We start from the raw sequence: 16,239 nt of genomic DNA, 5'->3' as shown, positions 1-16,239 counted from the left end.
CAGAAGTACGTAACCGCACACGCGAACCAGGAGATCACCATGGATGCCCGTATCAACCTCTTCGGCAACGCGCTCGCGACCAAGGTGCTGAAGCACATCAACTCGGCGGGCAAGGCCGTCTCCGACTCGGGTCTGCCGCACGCCACGCAGGAACTGGTGAAGATCCGCGCCAGCCAGATCAACGGCTGCGGCTTCTGCACCGACATGCACACCAAGGACGCCGCCCACGCCGGAGAGACCGCCCAGCGCCTCCACCTCGTCGCCGCCTGGCGCGAGGCCACCGTCTTCACCGACGCCGAGCGCGCCGCCCTCGAACTGGCCGAACAGGGCACCCGCATCGCCGACGCCGCCGGCGGGGTCACCGACGAGGCCTGGACCAACGCCACCAAGTACTACGACGAGGACCAGCTGGTCGCCCTCATCTCCCTCATCGCCGTCATCAACACCTACAACCGCATCAACGTCATCAACCAGCAGCCCGCCGGCGACTACCAGCCCGGCCAGTTCGGCTGACGGACGGCACAGACGGACAGCACAAGGGGCGCGCCGCCTCGCGTGCGCGCCCCCTGTGGTGCTGCCCCGGACGCCATGGGGCTCAGGTGCTCATGAGGCTCAGGTGCCCAAAAGCTCAGGACTCCGCGCGCTTCGGCAGACGCCAGCCGGGGCGGACGAAGTGGCAGGTGTAGCCGTCCGGGTACCGCTGCAGATAGTCCTGGTGCTCGGGCTCGGCCTCCCAGAACGGTCCGGCCGGCGCGACCTCGGTCACCACCGGGCCCGGCCACAGACCCGACGCGTCGACGTCGGCGATCGTCTCCTCGGCGACGCGCTTCTGCTCGTCGTCGAGGTAGAAGACGGCGGAGCGGTAGCTCAGCCCGATGTCGTTGCCCTGCCGGTTCTTCGTGCTCGGATCGTGGATCTGGAAGAAGTACTCCAGGATCGTTCGGTAGTCCGTGACGGCGGGGTCGTAGGTGATCTCGATCGACTCGGCATGGGTGCCGTGGTTGCGGTAGGTGGCGTTGGGGACGTCACCGCCGCTGTAGCCCACCCGCGTGCCGAGGACGCCCGGGAACGTGCGGATCAGTTCCTCCATGCCCCAGAAACAGCCGCCCGCCAGCAGCGCCGTCTCCACGGTCTTCTCGGTCCTCGTCATCTGCTCTCGCCCTTCTCCCGCGTCCTGGACGGACGGTTCCGCCGCGTCTTCGTGGCCTTCATGGTCCCGCACCGTCGCAGCCGTACGTACAGCAGTCCCAACCATGACGGGAAGCCCGTTGTTCCGCCCATGACCGTCCGGGCCAAAGGATTCCGCCCAGGTCAGGCGGCGACCGTGGGTACGATTTCGCATATGACCGACTCACCGGCCCCGGCACCGGCGCAGCGCCTGCGCGACCTCGCGCGGCTGCGCCGGGTCCGCGACCGGATCGACCGGGAGTACGCGCAGCCGCTGGACGTCGAGGCGCTCGCCCGTGGCGCGCACATGTCGGCCGGGCATCTGAGCCGGGAGTTCCGGGCGGCGTACGGCGAGTCGCCGTACAGCTATCTGATGACGCGGCGCATCGAGCGCGCGATGACGTTGCTGCGCCGCGGGGACCTCAGCGTCACCGAGGTCTGTTTCGCGGTCGGCTGCTCGTCGCTGGGCACGTTCAGCACGCGCTTCACCGAGCTCGTCGGCATGCCGCCCAGCGCTTATCGGCGCCGCGCGGCGAGCGTGACGGCGGGGCTGCCGCCGTGCGTGGCGAAGCAGGTGACCAGACCGGTCAGAAATCGAGAAGCGCCCGCGCCCGGCCCCCCTCTAGCGTGACGGCCATGGACATCACCGTTCACGCGAGTTTCCTCCCGCACGACGACCCGGACGCCTCCCTGGCCTTCTACCGCGACACCCTCGGCTTCGAGGTCCGGGGCGACGTCGGACACGGCGGGATGCGGTGGATCACGGTCGGTCCCGTCGGCCAACCCGGCACCTCCATCGTCCTGACCCCGCCGGCCGCCGACCCCGGTGTCACCGACGACGAGCGCCGCACCATCGCCGAGATGATGGCCAAGGGCACGTACGCCGGTCTCCTGCTGGCCACCGACGACCTGGACGCCACCTTCGCGCGGCTGCAGTCGGCCGACAGTGCCGAGGTGGTCCAGGAGCCGACCGAGCAGCCGTACGGTGTACGCGACTGCGCCTTCCGCGACCCTTCGGGCAACCTGATCCGCATCCAGCAGCTGCGTTGAGCCTCCCGGTCACCGCAGTCACCGCCCGGCCCCCGCTCGGCGATCTCACCCGACCCGGGAATCACCCACGAGAGGAAGACACCACCAGCATGGCCATGAGGACGAAGGCGCGGCCGGTCGCGCCGCACGGTGCCGACAGCCACGAACTGATCCGCGTGCACGGCGCGCGCGTGAACAACCTCAAGGATGTCAGCGTCGAGATCCCCAAGCGCCGGCTGACCGTGTTCACCGGCGTCTCCGGCTCGGGCAAGAGCTCGCTGGTGTTCGACACGGTCGCCGCGGAGTCGCAGCGGCTGATCAACGAGACCTACAGCGCCTTCGTGCAGGGGTTCATGCCGACCCTGGCCCGGCCCGAGGTCGACGTCCTCGAGGGTCTGACCACCGCGATCATCGTCGACCAGCAGCGGATGGGGTCCGACCCCCGTTCCACGGTCGGCACCGCCACCGACGTCAACGCGATGCTGCGCATCCTCTTCAGCCGGCTCGGCACGCCGCACATCGGCCCGCCCGGCGCGTACTCCTTCAACACCGCCTCGGTCCGGGCGAGCGGGGCGATCACCGTCGAGCGCGGCGACAAGAAGGCGGTGAAGGCGACCTACCAGCGCACCGGCGGCATGTGTACGCGCTGCGAGGGCCGGGGCACCGTCTCCGACATCGACCTCACCCAGCTCTACGACGACTCCAAGTCACTGGCCGAGGGCGCGTTCACCATCCCGGGCTGGAAGTCGGACAGCTTCTGGACCGTCGGGGTCTACGCCGAGTCGGGCTTCGTCGACCCGGACAAGCCGATCCGGGAGTTCACCGAGCAGGAGCGGCAGGACTTCCTGTACCGGGAGCCGGTCAAGGTGAAGGTCAAGGGAGTCAACCTCACCTACGAGGGACTGATCCCCAAGATCCAGAAGTCGTTCCTGTCGAAGGACAAGGAGTCGATGCAGCCGCACATCCGGGCGTTCGTGGAGCGGGCCGTGGCCTTCACCACCTGCCCCGAGTGCGACGGCACCCGGCTCAGCGAGGGGGCCAGGTCGTCGAAGATCAAGGGCATCTCCATCGCGGACGCCTGCGCGATGGAGATCCGGGACCTCGCCGAGTGGGTCCGCGGCCTGTCCGAGCCGTCGGTGGCGCCGCTGCTCACCGCCCTCGGCGACAGCCTCGACTCGTTCGTGGAGATCGGGCTGGGCTACCTCTCGCTGGAGCGGCCGTCGGGCACGTTGTCGGGCGGCGAGGCGCAGCGCGTGAAGATGGTCCGGCATCTCGGCTCCCCGCTCACCGACATCACCTATGTCTTCGACGAGCCCACCACCGGCCTGCACCCCCACGACATCCAGCGGATGAACGACCTGCTGCTGCGGCTGCGTGACAAGGGCAACACGGTGCTGGTCGTGGAGCACAAGCCGGAGACGATCGCTATCGCCGACCATGTCGTCGACCTCGGTCCCGGCGCCGGCACGGCGGGCGGCACCGTCTGCTTCGAGGGCACCGTCGAGGGGCTGCGGGGCAGCGACACCGTCACCGGCCGCCATCTGGACGACCGGGCCGTCCTCAAGGAGTCGGTGCGCAAACCCACCGGGGCGCTGGAGATCCGCGGGGCGACGACGCACAACCTGCGCGGCGTCGACGTCGACGTCCCGCTCGGGGTGCTCACCGTCGTGACCGGCGTCGCCGGCTCCGGCAAGAGTTCGCTCGTGCAGGGGTCGCTGTGCCGGCTGAAGGGGGAGGACGGCGAGGGCGTGGTCTCGGTCGACCAGAGTCCGATCCGCGGCTCGCGGCGGAGCAACCCGGCGACGTACACGGGGCTGCTCGACCCGATCCGCAAGGCGTTCGCCAAGGCCAACGGCGTCAAGCCGGCGCTGTTCAGCGCCAACTCGGAGGGTGCCTGCCCCACCTGCAACGGCGCCGGTGTCGTCTTCACCGACCTGGCGATGATGGCCGGGGTCGCCAGTACCTGCGAGGACTGCGAGGGCAAGCGGTTCCAGGCGTCGGTGCTGGAGTACCACCTCGGTGGCCGCGACATCAGTGAGGTGCTCGCGATGTCGGTGGCGCGGGCCGAGGAGTTCTTCGGTGCCGGTGAGGCGCGCACACCGACGGCGCACCGGATCCTCGGCCGGCTCGCCGACGTGGGGCTCGGCTACCTCACCCTCGGCCAGCCGCTGACCACGCTCTCCGGTGGCGAGCGGCAGCGGCTCAAGCTGGCCACCCACATGGCGGAGAAGGGCGGCGTCTACCTCCTCGACGAGCCGACCACCGGCCTGCACCTCGCCGACGTCGAACAACTGCTCGGCCTGCTGGACCGGCTCGTCGACTCCGGCAAGTCGGTCGTGGTCGTCGAGCACCACCAGGCGGTCATGGCGCACGCCGACTGGATCATCGACCTCGGGCCGGGCGCCGGGCACGACGGCGGCCGGATCGTCTTCGAGGGCACCCCCGCCGACCTCGTCGCCGCCCGCTCCACCCTGACCGGCGAACACCTCGCGTCGTACGTCGGCGCCTGAGAGGAGCGACGCCCTCGTGGAGGCGGCCGGTCGTCAGCGGACGGTCGTCTCCACCAGGGAGATGCGGGCCGTGATGCGTTTGCCGGTCGGCTCCGGCTGCACCTCCAGTCCGTGGGCGACGGCCATCACGATCTCCAGGCCGTGCTGTCCCACCCGGTCCGGGTTCGCGACCCTGGCCACGGGCAGCACGCCGCTGCCGTCCCGGACCATCACCTCGAGGGCGTCCTCGGTGATGCACAGGTCCAGCCGGACGGGGCCGGGCGCGTACTTGCGGGCGTTGGTGACCAGCTCGCTGACCACGAGCTGGGTGATCTCCACCGCGCGCGCCGAGACGGGCAGCCCGTCCTCCGTCCGGGCCCGCGCCAGGAACGCGGCGGCCAGCTGCCGGGCCTTCGCTATCCACGCGCCGTCACCGTCCAGGGCGTATGCCGCCCGCCGCGGCGCGCCCGGCACTGGGTCCCCTTCGTCCACCGGAACTGGTTCCATTCGGTCCGCCTTCACTCACCGATCACACCGCGCGACTACCCGAAATGCCCGACCGCACTCCCCCGGCCCACCATGCCGGGCCGGGCGGTCGCTCACCGCCCGTTCGGCGAAATGTGTCGGGCACGTCATACGGGGTTCCGGCCGCCCGGTGCCGGGCACCACGGCGCCCTGACCACCCGACGCTCCGAGACCGGTGGCGCCGCCCTGTCCCAACAGGCCCCTGGCTGCGGTACGGAAAGAAGCCGACGGGTGTGCAGCCCTCCTCGAGTACGGCGCTCCGCTGCCTCACCGGTCACGCCGCCCGATACCGGCGGGCGTTCCCGCTTCCCTTCCGGCAGCGGGCAAGCACCGGGTCTGCGGCTCAGGCGTTCGGTATGTGCCGGTGGACCGAGCCCGCGGTGGTGCTGAAGCGGGTGCGGTAGGCGCCGGGGGCGATGCCGAGTTCGCGTTGGAAGACCCGGCGCATGGTTTCCGGGCTGCCGAATCCGGCGTGCCGGGCGACGGCGTCCAGTGGGTCGGTCCCGGTCACCAGCAGGGTGCAGGCCGCTTCCAGGCGTACGTGCTCCACGAACCGCGCGGGCGAGGTGTCGGTCTCCGCCCGGAAGAGCCGTGTGAGGTGCCTGGGGCTGAGCCCGACCTGGCGGGCGAGGGAGTCGAGGGTGTGCTCGGCCGCCGGATTCTCGGTGACGAGGTCCAGCACCGTGCGCAGCGCCGGGGTGCGGGGCTGGCCGATCCGGACGCGGACACTGAACTGGGACTGCCCGCCCGGCCGGGCGAGGAAGACCACCAGGTGCCGGGCGACGGCACGGGCCGCGTCGGCGCCCAGGTCCTCCTCGATCAGCGCGAGGGTGAGATCGATGCCGGAGGTGACCCCGGCCGAGGTGTAGAAGGTGCCGTCACGGACGAAGATCGAGTCCGCGTCGACCTGGACCCTGGGGAACCGGTCGGCGAGGTGCGGGGCCAGTTCCCAGTGGGTGGCTGCCCTGCGGCCGTTCAGCAGGCCGGTCGAGGCCAGCGGGAAGGCGCCGGCGCACACGGCGGCGGTGCGGCGGGCACCGGTGGCGAGTGCCGTGAGGGCCTGCCGCAGGTCGCGGTCCAGGACCGAGGGCCGCCAGTTCGGCGCCCCGGGCACGATCAGCGTGCCCAGTTCCCCGGGCAGGCCGTCCACGGAGCAGTCGGCGCCCAGCAGGACACCGGAGCTGGTGCGGACGGCCGCGCCGTTCAGCGAGGCGGTCCGCAGGTCGTATCCGCCTCCGTACTCGTTGGCGGCGGCGAACGCGTCCAGCGGTCCGGCGACGTCCAGCAACTGCACACCCTCGTACAGCAGGACGGCGACCGTGTGGGAGGAGGGGCTCGGCATGGGGTCCTCGGGCGGGTGGATCCCGCCGAGAGCCGCCGCCGGTCCTGGTGTGCGGCTCTCGGTGCGGGCGGGAGGGGCAGGGGGCAGGAAAAGCGGAAAGGGCGGAGAAGCGGGGACCGGTCACTCGGGCCAGTCGGAGTCCAGGATGACGTCGACGAAGTTCTGGCGCACGTATCCGGGCACATAGCGCTCCAGGACGTCGGCCTTGACGTTGCCGAAGGTGGTCTCCGGGCGGTGCGCGATGCCCTGCGTGAACTCCTTGAGGATGTTCCGCTTGAAGTCGGGACGGGGGTGCGCGGCCACGACCTCGGCGAGCGCCGGAGCGGGGATCTCGTCGCGGCCGATGCCCAGCACGTCGGCCTCGACACCCGCGGTCACCAGGGCGACTTCGGGAGCCATGTGCCAGGGGATCTCCGGGGTGGTGTGCAGGGCGATGCCCTCCCACACCAGATGGGCGGCGTCGTCGGCGATTCCGTGGCGGCGCAGGAAGTCCCGGGCCTCGTCGGCGCCGTCGATCTCGAACCGCTGCTTGCTTTCGCGGTGCCGCTCGGTCAGGCCCAGGTCGTGGAACATCGCGCCGACGTAGAGCAGTTCGGGGTCGGCCTGCAGACCGCGGGCCTGTCCGCGCAGGGTGCCGAAGAAGTAGACGCGGCGGGAGTGGTGGTAGACGGTGTCGTTGGCCGCCTCCCGGACGAGTTCGGTGGCTTCGCGGACGAGCCGGCTGTCGGGCAGGGTGACGCCGGCGAGGGCGGTGGTCGGGGTGTCGGTCATGGCTGAACTCCCAGGGTCGTGCGGACGGGCCGGCCGGTCGGGGGCCGCCGAGTGGTTCGGAACGGTCGGCGTGGTCAGGGCTGTCAGGACGGTCGCGAGGATGACGAGGAAGAAAAGGAAGAAGAGGAAGAAGAAAAAGAAGAAAGGGGAGAGGGAGGAGAGGGGGAAGAAGGAGACATGGGGACCACTCAACCCCGAACAGGACCCTGCTGCGCCCGTCCTTCAGGACACGACACCCTCGGATCAGGACATGGCCGGCTCGTTCGGGCCCGGGTCCCGCGGTGTGGACCAGGCCCCGGCCGGCCGCTCCGCGCCGCCGCCCGGCTTCGTCACCCGCTCGGCCCCCACCGGATTTCCCGCATTGGCATGGACCTGATACTCCGGGCCCGCTAAGCTCTGCCCAACTCCGATGAGAGCGCTCTCAGACGCGGTTGTTCCACCCCCACCTTGCTGGAACGACGAAGGGCAACTTCCCATGAGACGCACCAGACTCACGCATGCCTGCGTGGCCGCCCTGCTCATGATCGGCAGCTGGACCGCGGCCGGCACCCTGCCCGCCTCGGCGAGCGACACTCCCGACTCCGCCGAATCCGCCGCCCGGGCCGATTCCGCGCCGGCCTCCGAGGCCCTGTTGCAGGCGATGCAGCGGGACTTCGGCCTGTCCCCCGCCCAGGCCGAGGCGCGGCTGGCCGCCGAACGACGGGCCGCCGACCTCGAACCCGAGGCCGTCAAGGCCGCCGGATCCGCCTACGGCGGCGCCTGGTTCGACGCGAAGAACGAGAAACTGACCGTCGCGGTCACGTCGGACGCGAACGCGTCGACGGTCCGTGACCTCCGTTCCTCCGGCGCGGCCGTCCGCGTCGTCGAGCACAGCGCACGGCAACTCGACGCGGCCAAGTCCCGGCTGGACCGCCTCGACGCACCTTCGGGCGTGAGCAGTTGGTCCGTCGACCCGACCGCCAACACGGTGGTGGTGAACGTCGTCGAGGGCGAACGGGCCGACAACGATGTCCGGCGGTTCCTCTCCGAGGCCCGCGAGGCCGGACCGGTCACCGTGCGCACCGTGGAGGCCGCCGCGGAGACCTTCGCCGCGGGGACGGTGGGCGGCGACCCCTACTACACGGGCAACGTCCGCTGTTCCATCGGCTTCTCGGTGCACGGCGGCTTCGTGACCGCCGGGCACTGCGGTGGCGTGGGCGGCCAGGTGCGGGGCTGGGACGGCTCGTACATCGGCAACTTCCAGGGTTCCTCGTTCCCGGGCGACGACTACGCGTGGGTCAACGTGGGCAGCGGCTGGTGGACGGTTCCGGTGGTGCTCGGCTGGGGCACGGTCTCCGACCAGCTGGTGCGCGGCTCGAACGAGGCTCCCGTCGGCGCCTCCATCTGCCGCTCCGGCTCGACGACCCGCTGGCACTGCGGCAGGGTCCTGGCCAAGAACGAGACCGTCAACTACAGCCAGGGTTCGGTGCATCAGATGACGAAGACGAGCGTCTGCGCCGAACCCGGCGACTCGGGCGGCTCGTTCATCAGCGGTGACCAGGCGCAGGGCGTCACCTCCGGCGGCTGGGGCAACTGTTCCGGCGGGGGCGAGACCTGGTTCCAGCCGATCAACGAGATCCTGGGCCGCTACGGCCTGACCCTGCACACGGCCTGACCGGCCCCCAACAGCGCAAGCCCGGTTCCCGAACACATCGTTCGGGAACCGGGCTTGTGGTGGAGCGCTGGGCAGGCCTTGCACCTGCATCTCCCCGCAGGAAGCGGGGCGCCTTTCCTTGGACCACCAACGCACGGCCTGACTCCGGGAGTTCCGGCGCCTTGACGTGCGTCAATCATAACCACACTCGCCCCGGGCAGTCACATCGGGCGGGTGAGCGGCGCGGGAGGTGGTCCGGTGGGCGCGGTGGCGCCGCCGGTCAGTCCCTGATCAGCACGGCTCGTGGCACCGCCCCCGCCTGCCCTGCCGAACCCGTCCGTTCCGCCTCGCCCGTTCCGGAGCGGGCGCCCGCGAAGTTCTTCTCGACCTCCGCCTTCTCCGCCGCGTTCGGGTAACGGTTGGTGCACGCGGTTCCCGCGCTGGAGCCGGACATCAGGCTGGAGCAGGGGCCCGGCTTGCGGTCCGGCAGGCCCAGGATGTGCCCGAGCTCGTGGGCCGAGATGCGGATCGTGTCGTACCCCTGGTTCACGGCCTGGCGGCCGACGTAGACGGTGCCGCTGCCCAGACCGGTGGGCAGGGCGCGGGGCCAGCCGTTGTCCGCCAGGACCCGGATGTCGGCGCGCTGCCCGGACGCGGCCGGGCGGAGTTCCACGGCGTCGACGCTCTCGTTCCAGACCGCCGCGCCGCGGTCGACGGCGGACCTGAACTCCGCGGAGCCGCTCGCGTCGTAGGTGAGCACGCGGGCGGCCAGGGACTGCTCGGGCACACCCGCCGGGGCGGCCACGGCCTGGCCGCTCGACAACAGGGGGAAGGACATCACCAGAACCGTGGCCAGGCTTCCGGTCAGCGTACGGATGCGCATGGTCGACCTCCTCGTGGGGGAAGGGCAGTCGTGCTCATGACACTCAGAGCCTCCCTGCCCGTCGGGCGAGGGCGGCAATCCGTCAATCGGCCCTCGCCTGTCCGACAGCGGCCCCCCAGGATTCAGAAGCCGCGTCGCTGAGTCCTGTGCCAAGGATCGGTTGGACTTCCGGATCACGTGGGGGCAGTGTGGACAGGGTTCCCACCTCCCACGGGACATTCCTGCATCGCACCCGGAGAACACCAGATGAACCACGTCATCAATCCCGAGCGCTACGACGGCACCATGCGCTACCGGCGCACCGGGCGTTCGGGACTCGACCTCCCCCTGCTGTCCCTGGGCTACTGGCACAACTTCGGCGACGACCGGGCCTTCGAGACCCAGCGTGAGATCGCCCTGCGCGCCTTCGACCTCGGCATCACCCACCACGACCTGGCGAACAACTACGGCCCGCCCTACGGGGCCGCGGAGGTCAACTTCGGCCGGCTGATGAAGCAGGACCTGGCCCCGTACCGGGACGAGCTGGTGATCTCCACCAAGGCGGGCTGGGACATGTGGCCGGGTCCCTACGGCCAGGGCGGCGGCTCGCGCAAGTACCTGCTCGCCTCCCTGGACCAGTCGCTGGAGCGCATGGGCCTGGACTACGTGGACATCTTCTACTCCCACCGGCTCGACGCCACCACTCCCCTCGAGGAGACCATGGGCGCGCTCGACACCGCGGTCCGCCAGGGCAAGGCCCTGTACGTCGGCATCTCCTCCTACGACGCCGAGCGCACCCGGCAGGCGGTCGCCATCCTCCGGGACCTGGGGACTCCGCTGCTGATCCACCAGCCGTCGTACAGCATGCTGAACCGCTGGATCGAGACGGAGGGACTGCTGGACGTGGCCCAGGAGGAGGGCTTCGGAATCATCGGGTTCACCGCGCTGGCGCAGGGTCTGCTGACCGGACGGTATCTGGACGGTGTGCCGGAGGGTTCGCGGGCGACGCAGGGCAAGTCGTTCGACGCCGCATGGCTGACGGACGACATGCTGCACCGGCTGCGCGCCCTCAACGACATCGCGGCCCGCCGCGGGCAGACGCTCGCCCAGATGGCGCTGGCCTGGGCCCTGCGGGACCGGCGTGTCACCTCGCTGGTCATCGGCGCGTCCCGCACCGAGCAGCTGGAGCAGAACGTCGCCGCGCTGGAGAACCTGGACTTCAGCGACGAGGAGCTGGCCGAGATCGACAAGCACGCCACCGACGGCGGCGTCGACCTGTGGCGCGAGGCCCGTCTCGGCACCATGGGCTGAGCCGGGCCACCGGCTCGTCCTCGTGCGGGACCAGCCGGTCGGGGCCGTTCTCGGCGGCCCCGGCGCCTCCCTCTCGGGAACAGCCGGGGCCATCCTGGTCGTGCCGCGTGCCTAACGCGAGGACAGGTACTTCTCGACGCCCGGGGCCGTGTGCGCCTCCTCGGCGTTCACCACACTGCCGACCGCCTTCGCGTCGGGCTTCAGCACATACGTCTCGACGCTCGCCGGGCGGTCGGCCTCGGAGAAGTTCTGCGCGGTGCCGAGGCCGGTGTCGGCGTTCTTCTGGGAGCGGTGCGCCGTGACCACGTCCTCGCGGCTGAGGCCGCCCGCCTCGCAGGCCGCCTTCAGGTCGGCGCCCATGAGCTGCGCGGCGTTGTAGCCGGACAGCACTCCGGAGTCGACCGGCGAGTCCGGGTACTTCTTCTTGTACGACGCCACCATGCGCTGCACGCCCGGCAGTTCGGAGCTGACGGCGGGCGCGGCACTCACGATGTGCAGCATGGCCGCCAGTGCCGGTGCGGCGGGGGTCTCCATCAGCTGGGGCGCGTAGCCCGGCGCGCTGCTGACGACGGGGACGCGCAGGCCGCGGGAGGCGGCGACGCCGACGAGGGAGGCCGTCTGGGCGGGTCCCGCGCTGATCAGCACGGCCTTCACGCCCTCCTTGCGCAGGGCCGAGACCTGCGCGGACAGGTCGGTGTCCGTGGCCTGGATCTTCTGGCCGGCCACCTTCAGCCCGGCCTGCTCCGCCGCCCAGGTGGAACCTTCCAGCGCGTTGGCGCCGTAGTCGCCCTCGAAGTAGACGTGACCGATGGTGTCGCCCTTCTTCAGCCCCTTGGTGCGGGTGAGGAAGTCGACCGCGGCGATCATGTCGACGTCGTAGGTGGTGCCGAGGACCTGGATGGCGTCCTTGCCGAGCAGGGAGGCCGCCCAGGCCTGCGGGAAGGTGAGCATCTTGTCGCGCTCGATGTCGTCGAGCAGGGCGGCGACGACCGGCGAGCCGATGACCTGCGGCAGGGCGACGACGTCCGGGGCGATGTCGGCGTAGGCGGTGACCGCCTTCTGCACGTCGTAGCCGTGGTCCTTGACGACGATCTCCACCTCGCGGTCGCAGATGCCGCCGTCGGCGTTGGTCTCGTCGGCCCACATCTGCTGGGCCTGCACGATGCTCTTGCCGAGCGTGGCGTAGGGGCCGGTCAGGTCGGTGAGGGCGCCCAGCCTGATGGTCTCGGCGCTGACGCCGGGGCCGGTGCGGACGCCGTCGGCGGCGTCACCGCCCCCGTTGCCGTCGTCCGCCTTGGAGCTGCATCCGGTGGCCGCGAGCAGCAGGGCGAGGGCGCCGGCGAGCGCGGCGGGGGCGGTGCGGCGCCGGTCGCGGGGCCGGTGATACGTGGTGTTCACGGGGTGTGCTCCTTGGATCGTGCGGCTGCGGCCGGTTGCGGGGGTGAGGAAACCGGGTCGGCTGGATCGGCTGAGTCGGCTGGGTCCGTCGCGGGGGCGCGGGGGCGGCTGCGTCCTACGCGGTCGCGGACCCGGCGGGCCAGGCCGTGCAGCCCGTCGGGCGCGTACAGCAGGACGATGACGATCGCGGCGCCGTAGAGGTAGCGGGCGGCCTCGGTGGGGCCCACCAAGCCCTCTCCCGAGCCCGGGGCGGCCACCAGCGGAAGCTGGTCGGCGTAGCGGGTCATCAGCAGCGGGAGCGCGGTGACGAACACGGCACCGGCGGTGGCTCCGGCGACGGAGCCGAGCCCGCCGATGACGATCATGGCGAGGTAGTCGACGGAGAGGACCAGGGAGAAGTAGTCCGGGACGACCCGGCGGAAGGAGAGTGCGAGGAGCACGCCCGCCAGGCCCGCGTACATGGACGACACCACGAAGGCCGCCGAGCGGTGGCGGGCGACGTCGACGCCCATCACCGCCGCCGCGGTCTCGCTGTCGCGCAGGGCGGCCAGTGCCCGCCCGGAACGGCCGCGCAGCAGGCCGCGGGCGGTGAACCAGGTGAACCCGAACAGCGCCAGGCCCAGGAACCACAACCGCTCCTCCGCGCCGAACGGCACCCCGAGCACGGTCAGTTCGGGGTCGCTCTCCGCGAAGGTGAAGCCGCCGAGGGTGAGCGGGGGCACGGAGCGTCCGTTGAATCCGCCGGTGACGGAGTCGGCGGTCAGCAGCACGTGGTGGCCGAGAAAGACCAGGGCGAGGGTGGCGATGCCCAGGTAGATGCCCTTCACCCGGGCGGCGACGGGGCTGAACAGCCCGCCCGCCGCTCCGGTGAGCGCCACGGCGAGGAGTGCGGCGAGGGCCGGGGGCAGCCCCGGTCCGGGCTCGCCCGCCAGATAGGCGTAGCCGTAGGCGCCGACGGCGAGGAAGAAGGCGTGGCCGAGCGAGAGTTGACCCGCCGTGCCGGTGAGCAGGGCGAGGCCGACGGCGCCGATGGCCGCCGCCATGGAGAACAGGCCGATGCGGAGCCAGAAGGCGTCCAGGTAGAACGGCGGGAGGCACAGGACGGCGGCGAGGAGCAGGACGCGGGCCGGGCGGTGGGTCAGGGCACCGAGGAGACGGTCAGACACGGGCCGCTCCCTTCGCGCCGAACAGCCCGGCGGGCCGTACCAGGAGCACCAGCAGCATCACGGCGTACGGGGCGACGTCGCCGAAACCCTCACCGAGGACGTGCAGGTCGGACTGGTAGCCGACGACCAGCGCCTCGGTCAGGCCGATGAGCAGGCTGCCCGCGAGGGCGCCGGTCGGGGAGGCCAGCCCGCCGAGGATCGCGGCCGGGAACGCGTTGAGGGCGATCTGGCCGGTGGTGCGCTCCAGGCCCGGTGCCGGGAACGCGGCGAGGAACACCGCGGCCAGCGCGGCGAGCGCGCCCGCCAGGCACCAGGCGCCTGCCCGCACCCGGCTGAGCCGTACCCCCATCAGGGCGGCGGCCTCCAGGTCCTCCGCCGCCGCCCGCAGGGACAGGCCCCAGGAGGTGAACCGGAAGAGCGCGAACACGGCGCCGATGACCACCGCGGACACCACGATCGCCGCGAGCCGGCTGTCGGCGACGGTCACCGGCCCCAGTTCGGTCACCGCGTCGCCCCACGGGTCGCCCAGGGACAGCAGGTCGCCGCCGATTCGCCGGGCCAGGTCGGTCAGCAGGACGATGTCGATGCCGATGGTGACGATGGTCTGCACATGGGCGGAGTGCGCGTCCTGTCCGCCGCGTTGCAGCAGGAACCGGTCGAGTGCGCCCGCGAGGGCCGCGGTGGTGAGGACCGCCAGCGCCAGCGCGCCGGCGAAGCCGAGGTCGTCGTGGAGGACGGCGGTGAGGTACCCGCCGAACAGGAGCAGCGAGCCGTGGGCGAAGTTGAGGACGCCGGACGCCTTGAAGATGACGACGAAGCCGAGGGCGACCAGCGCGTAGACCGCACCGAGCGCGATGCCGCCGAGGACGTTGTCCAGGAAGCCGGTCATGCCGCGTCCTTCCCCTGTGTGTCGGTGCCGAGGTAGGCGCGCAGCACCTCGGGGTCCTGGCGGACCTCGTCGGGGGCGCCGTGGGCGATGGGGCGGCCGAAGTCGAGCACGGTGACGTCGTCGGCGAGGCGCATGACCAGTCCCATGTCGTGCTCCACCAGGACGACGGACAGGCCGAGTTCGGACCGCAGTTCGCCCACGACCTCGGCCATGCGGGTGCGTTCGGCGGAGTTCATGCCCGCCACCGGTTCGTCGAGCAGCAGCACGCGCGGTTCCAGGCAGAGGGCGCGGGCGAGTTCCACGCGCTTGCGGTCGCCGTACGGCAGCAGCGCCACGGGGCTGTCGAAGTGGGCTCCGAGGCCGGTCAGTTCGGCGATCTCGCGGGCCCGGGCGAGGTGCTCGCGCTGTTCCCGCACGGCCCGTGGCAGGCGCAGCGCACCGGCGGTGAAGCCGGATCGGGACAGGGCGTGGCGGCCGAGCATCAGGTTGTCGGCGACCGTGCCGTGGGTGGTGACGATGTTCTGGAAGGTGCGGGCCACACCGAGCGCGGCGATGCGGTGCGGGGCGAGCCGGGTCAGCTCGGTGCCGCCGAGTGTCACCGTGCCGGCCGACGGACGGCACAGCCCGGACAGTACGTTGAAGCAGGTCGACTTGCCGGCGCCGTTGGGGCCGATGAGCGCGTGCACCGAGCCCGGGGCGACGGTGAAGGAGACGTCGTCGAGCGCGGTGAGTCCGGCGAAGCGCACGGTGACGCCCCGTACGTCGAGCACGGGGGGCACGGGCGGTGCGGTGGTGGTGCGGTCGTTCACGCGGCCCCCTGGTCCTCGGCGGCCTCGCCCAGGTAGAGGCGGCGTACGGCGTCGGTGCGGGCGAGTTCGCCGGCGGGGCCGGACAGGCGGGTCTCGCCGACCTCGAGGACATGGGCGTGATCGGCGAGGGAGAGTGCCATGCCCGCGTTCTGCTCGACCAGGAGCACGGCGGTGCCCTGGGTGTTGATCTCGCGGATCACCTCGGCGATCCGCTGCACCATCTGCGGCGCGAGGCCGAGGGAGGGCTCGTCGAGGAGGAGCAGCCGGGGGGCGGCCATCAGGGCGCGGCCGATGGCGAGCATCTGCTGCTCGCCCCCGGACAGCAGGCCCGCGGCCTGGTGGGTGCGTTCGGCGAGCCGGGGGAAGAGCGTGAACACGCGCTCCCGCGCCTCGTGGACCTGGTCCCGGCCGCGCCGGCCGAGTCCCAGACCGCCGCTGCGGAGGTTCTCGTCGACCGTGAGCCCGGCGAACACCCGCCGCCCCTCGGGGACCTGGACGACGCCGGCGCGTACCGCCGTCACCGGGTCCTTGCCGTCGAGCACGGCGCTGCCGTAGCGGATGCGGCCGGCCGTGATCGTGCCACGGTGCAGGCGCAGCGTGCCGGAGACGGCGCGCAACAGGGTCGTCTTGCCCGCGCCGTTGGCGCCGAGCAGGGTGACGACGCCGCCGTGCGGCACGGTCAGGGAGACGGAGCGGAGGGCGGACAGGGCTCGCCCGTACGTCACGTCGACGTTCTCGACGCACAGCGCGGGCCGGTCGTCCGGTGGTGCTTGGGGCATCACGGCTCCTCGGGGCCGTACCGCACGGCGGCAACGGCTTGGACGGCAGGGGGAGCTCACGACACCACG

17 protein-coding genes are annotated in these 16,239 nt (G+C 71.6%); 7 read left to right on the top strand and 10 right to left on the bottom strand.

From position 1 onward, the window contains the following. Positions 1-39 precede the first annotated feature (39 nt). Entirely contained in the window at positions 40-513 is a 474-nt protein-coding gene (locus ACVW19_RS33225; protein WP_109378571.1) for a carboxymuconolactone decarboxylase family protein, read from the top strand. A 115-nt stretch (positions 514-628) separates the two neighbouring features. Here the strand turns inward: ACVW19_RS33225 and msrA are convergent, their stop codons facing one another. Beyond that, the gene (msrA, locus tag ACVW19_RS33220; protein ID WP_457464226.1) at positions 629-1,150 is read right to left on the bottom strand and encodes a peptide-methionine (S)-S-oxide reductase MsrA; all 522 of its coding nucleotides are present in this window, start codon (positions 1,148-1,150) and stop codon (positions 629-631) included. A gap of 192 nt (positions 1,151-1,342) precedes the next feature. Here msrA and ACVW19_RS33215 point away from each other — a divergent pair, with 192 nt between their 5' ends. From ACVW19_RS33215 to ACVW19_RS33205, 3 genes are all read left to right on the top strand, one after another. Next, the gene (locus ACVW19_RS33215; protein WP_457464225.1) at positions 1,343-1,798 is read left to right on the top strand and encodes a helix-turn-helix transcriptional regulator; all 456 of its coding nucleotides are present in this window, start codon (positions 1,343-1,345) and stop codon (positions 1,796-1,798) included. Positions 1,799-1,803: 5 nt separating this feature from the next. Continuing rightward, complete coding sequence (locus ACVW19_RS33210; RefSeq protein WP_457464224.1) at positions 1,804-2,217, top strand: VOC family protein; 414 nt, start codon at positions 1,804-1,806, stop codon at positions 2,215-2,217. 89 nt (positions 2,218-2,306) lie between these two features. Beyond that, positions 2,307-4,706 carry an ATP-binding cassette domain-containing protein gene (locus tag ACVW19_RS33205; protein ID WP_457464222.1) on the top strand — a complete coding sequence of 800 codons (2,400 nt, stop codon included), beginning with the start codon at positions 2,307-2,309 and terminating at the stop codon, positions 4,704-4,706. A 33-nt stretch (positions 4,707-4,739) separates the two neighbouring features. Here the strand turns inward: ACVW19_RS33205 and ACVW19_RS33200 are convergent, their stop codons facing one another. From ACVW19_RS33200 to ACVW19_RS33190, 3 genes are all read right to left on the bottom strand, one after another. Continuing rightward, positions 4,740-5,192 carry an ATP-binding protein gene (locus ACVW19_RS33200; protein ID WP_457464221.1) on the bottom strand — a complete coding sequence of 151 codons (453 nt, stop codon included), beginning with the start codon at positions 5,190-5,192 and terminating at the stop codon, positions 4,740-4,742. A gap of 361 nt (positions 5,193-5,553) precedes the next feature. Next, positions 5,554-6,552 (bottom strand): GlxA family transcriptional regulator, encoded by a 999-nt coding sequence (locus tag ACVW19_RS33195; RefSeq protein ID WP_457464219.1) that lies wholly within the window; start codon positions 6,550-6,552, stop codon positions 5,554-5,556. A 120-nt stretch (positions 6,553-6,672) separates the two neighbouring features. Further along, positions 6,673-7,323, bottom strand: a complete 651-nt coding sequence (locus tag ACVW19_RS33190; RefSeq protein WP_457464217.1) for an HD domain-containing protein — start codon at positions 7,321-7,323, stop codon at positions 6,673-6,675. Between ACVW19_RS33190 and ACVW19_RS33185 the strand changes: the two genes are divergently transcribed. Both ACVW19_RS33185 and ACVW19_RS33180 read left to right on the top strand, forming a co-directional pair. Then, the gene (locus tag ACVW19_RS33185; RefSeq protein ID WP_457464215.1) at positions 7,322-7,699 is read left to right on the top strand and encodes a hypothetical protein; all 378 of its coding nucleotides are present in this window, start codon (positions 7,322-7,324) and stop codon (positions 7,697-7,699) included. The two genes, ACVW19_RS33190 and ACVW19_RS33185, sit on opposite strands and share 2 nt — an antisense overlap. 99 nt (positions 7,700-7,798) lie before the next feature. Then, positions 7,799-8,977: a S1 family peptidase gene (locus tag ACVW19_RS33180; protein ID WP_457464213.1), complete on the top strand. Its 1,179-nt coding sequence runs from the start codon at positions 7,799-7,801 to the stop codon at positions 8,975-8,977. A 259-nt stretch (positions 8,978-9,236) separates the two neighbouring features. Here the strand turns inward: ACVW19_RS33180 and ACVW19_RS33175 are convergent, their stop codons facing one another. Next, positions 9,237-9,839: a snapalysin family zinc-dependent metalloprotease gene (locus ACVW19_RS33175; protein ID WP_457464211.1), complete on the bottom strand. Its 603-nt coding sequence runs from the start codon at positions 9,837-9,839 to the stop codon at positions 9,237-9,239. A 246-nt stretch (positions 9,840-10,085) separates the two neighbouring features. Between ACVW19_RS33175 and mgrA the strand changes: the two genes are divergently transcribed. Further along, on the top strand, positions 10,086-11,129 hold the full coding sequence (mgrA, locus tag ACVW19_RS33170) for an L-glyceraldehyde 3-phosphate reductase (protein WP_457464210.1): 1,044 nt from the start codon (positions 10,086-10,088) through the stop codon (positions 11,127-11,129). Positions 11,130-11,240: 111 nt separating this feature from the next. Here the strand turns inward: mgrA and ACVW19_RS33165 are convergent, their stop codons facing one another. The 5 genes from ACVW19_RS33165 to ACVW19_RS33145 are packed head-to-tail and all read right to left on the bottom strand — an operon-like array spanning position 11,241 to position 16,170. After that, positions 11,241-12,527, bottom strand: coding sequence for an ABC transporter substrate-binding protein (locus ACVW19_RS33165; RefSeq protein WP_457464208.1), 1,287 nt, complete (start codon positions 12,525-12,527; stop codon positions 11,241-11,243). Further along, positions 12,524-13,693: a branched-chain amino acid ABC transporter permease gene (locus ACVW19_RS33160; protein WP_457464206.1), complete on the bottom strand. Its 1,170-nt coding sequence runs from the start codon at positions 13,691-13,693 to the stop codon at positions 12,524-12,526. Before ACVW19_RS33160 ends, ACVW19_RS33165 begins: the two co-directional genes overlap by 4 nt. After that, positions 13,686-14,582 (bottom strand): branched-chain amino acid ABC transporter permease, encoded by an 897-nt coding sequence (locus ACVW19_RS33155; RefSeq protein ID WP_457464205.1) that lies wholly within the window; start codon positions 14,580-14,582, stop codon positions 13,686-13,688. Before ACVW19_RS33155 ends, ACVW19_RS33160 begins: the two co-directional genes overlap by 8 nt. Continuing rightward, positions 14,579-15,391, bottom strand: coding sequence for an ABC transporter ATP-binding protein (locus ACVW19_RS33150; protein ID WP_457464203.1), 813 nt, complete (start codon positions 15,389-15,391; stop codon positions 14,579-14,581). Before ACVW19_RS33150 ends, ACVW19_RS33155 begins: the two co-directional genes overlap by 4 nt. Further along, positions 15,388-16,170 carry an ABC transporter ATP-binding protein gene (locus ACVW19_RS33145; RefSeq protein WP_457464201.1) on the bottom strand — a complete coding sequence of 261 codons (783 nt, stop codon included), beginning with the start codon at positions 16,168-16,170 and terminating at the stop codon, positions 15,388-15,390. The genes ACVW19_RS33150 and ACVW19_RS33145 overlap by 4 nt, the downstream gene beginning before the upstream one ends. Positions 16,171-16,239: the final 69 nt, after the last annotated feature.

The sequence above is a fragment of the Streptomyces sp. TE5632 genome (assembly GCF_054061295.1).
The sequence above is the reverse complement of the archived record's forward strand: the minus strand, read 5'-3'. Positions and strand labels throughout refer to the sequence as shown.

Bases quoted from the DNA above. Each gene is read 5' to 3' on its own strand.
- ACVW19_RS33210 (WP_457464224.1), top strand. From the start codon at position 1,804: ATGGACATCACCGTTCACGCGAGTTTCCTCCCGCACGACGACCCGGAC.
- ACVW19_RS33145 (WP_457464201.1), bottom strand. From the start codon at position 16,170: ATGCCCCAAGCACCACCGGACGACCGGCCCGCGCTGTGCGTCGAGAAC.
- ACVW19_RS33180 (WP_457464213.1), top strand. From the start codon at position 7,799: ATGAGACGCACCAGACTCACGCATGCCTGCGTGGCCGCCCTGCTCATG.
- ACVW19_RS33175 (WP_457464211.1), bottom strand. From the start codon at position 9,839: ATGCGCATCCGTACGCTGACCGGAAGCCTGGCCACGGTTCTGGTGATG.
- msrA (WP_457464226.1), bottom strand. From the start codon at position 1,150: ATGACGAGGACCGAGAAGACCGTGGAGACGGCGCTGCTGGCGGGCGGC.
- ACVW19_RS33225 (WP_109378571.1), top strand. From the start codon at position 40: ATGGATGCCCGTATCAACCTCTTCGGCAACGCGCTCGCGACCAAGGTG.
- ACVW19_RS33200 (WP_457464221.1), bottom strand. From the start codon at position 5,192: ATGGAACCAGTTCCGGTGGACGAAGGGGACCCAGTGCCGGGCGCGCCG.
- ACVW19_RS33195 (WP_457464219.1), bottom strand. From the start codon at position 6,552: ATGCCGAGCCCCTCCTCCCACACGGTCGCCGTCCTGCTGTACGAGGGT.
- ACVW19_RS33155 (WP_457464205.1), bottom strand. From the start codon at position 14,582: ATGACCGGCTTCCTGGACAACGTCCTCGGCGGCATCGCGCTCGGTGCG.
- ACVW19_RS33215 (WP_457464225.1), top strand. From the start codon at position 1,343: ATGACCGACTCACCGGCCCCGGCACCGGCGCAGCGCCTGCGCGACCTC.
- ACVW19_RS33185 (WP_457464215.1), top strand. From the start codon at position 7,322: ATGGCTGAACTCCCAGGGTCGTGCGGACGGGCCGGCCGGTCGGGGGCC.
- ACVW19_RS33205 (WP_457464222.1), top strand. From the start codon at position 2,307: ATGGCCATGAGGACGAAGGCGCGGCCGGTCGCGCCGCACGGTGCCGAC.
- ACVW19_RS33190 (WP_457464217.1), bottom strand. From the start codon at position 7,323: ATGACCGACACCCCGACCACCGCCCTCGCCGGCGTCACCCTGCCCGAC.
- mgrA (WP_457464210.1), top strand. From the start codon at position 10,086: ATGAACCACGTCATCAATCCCGAGCGCTACGACGGCACCATGCGCTAC.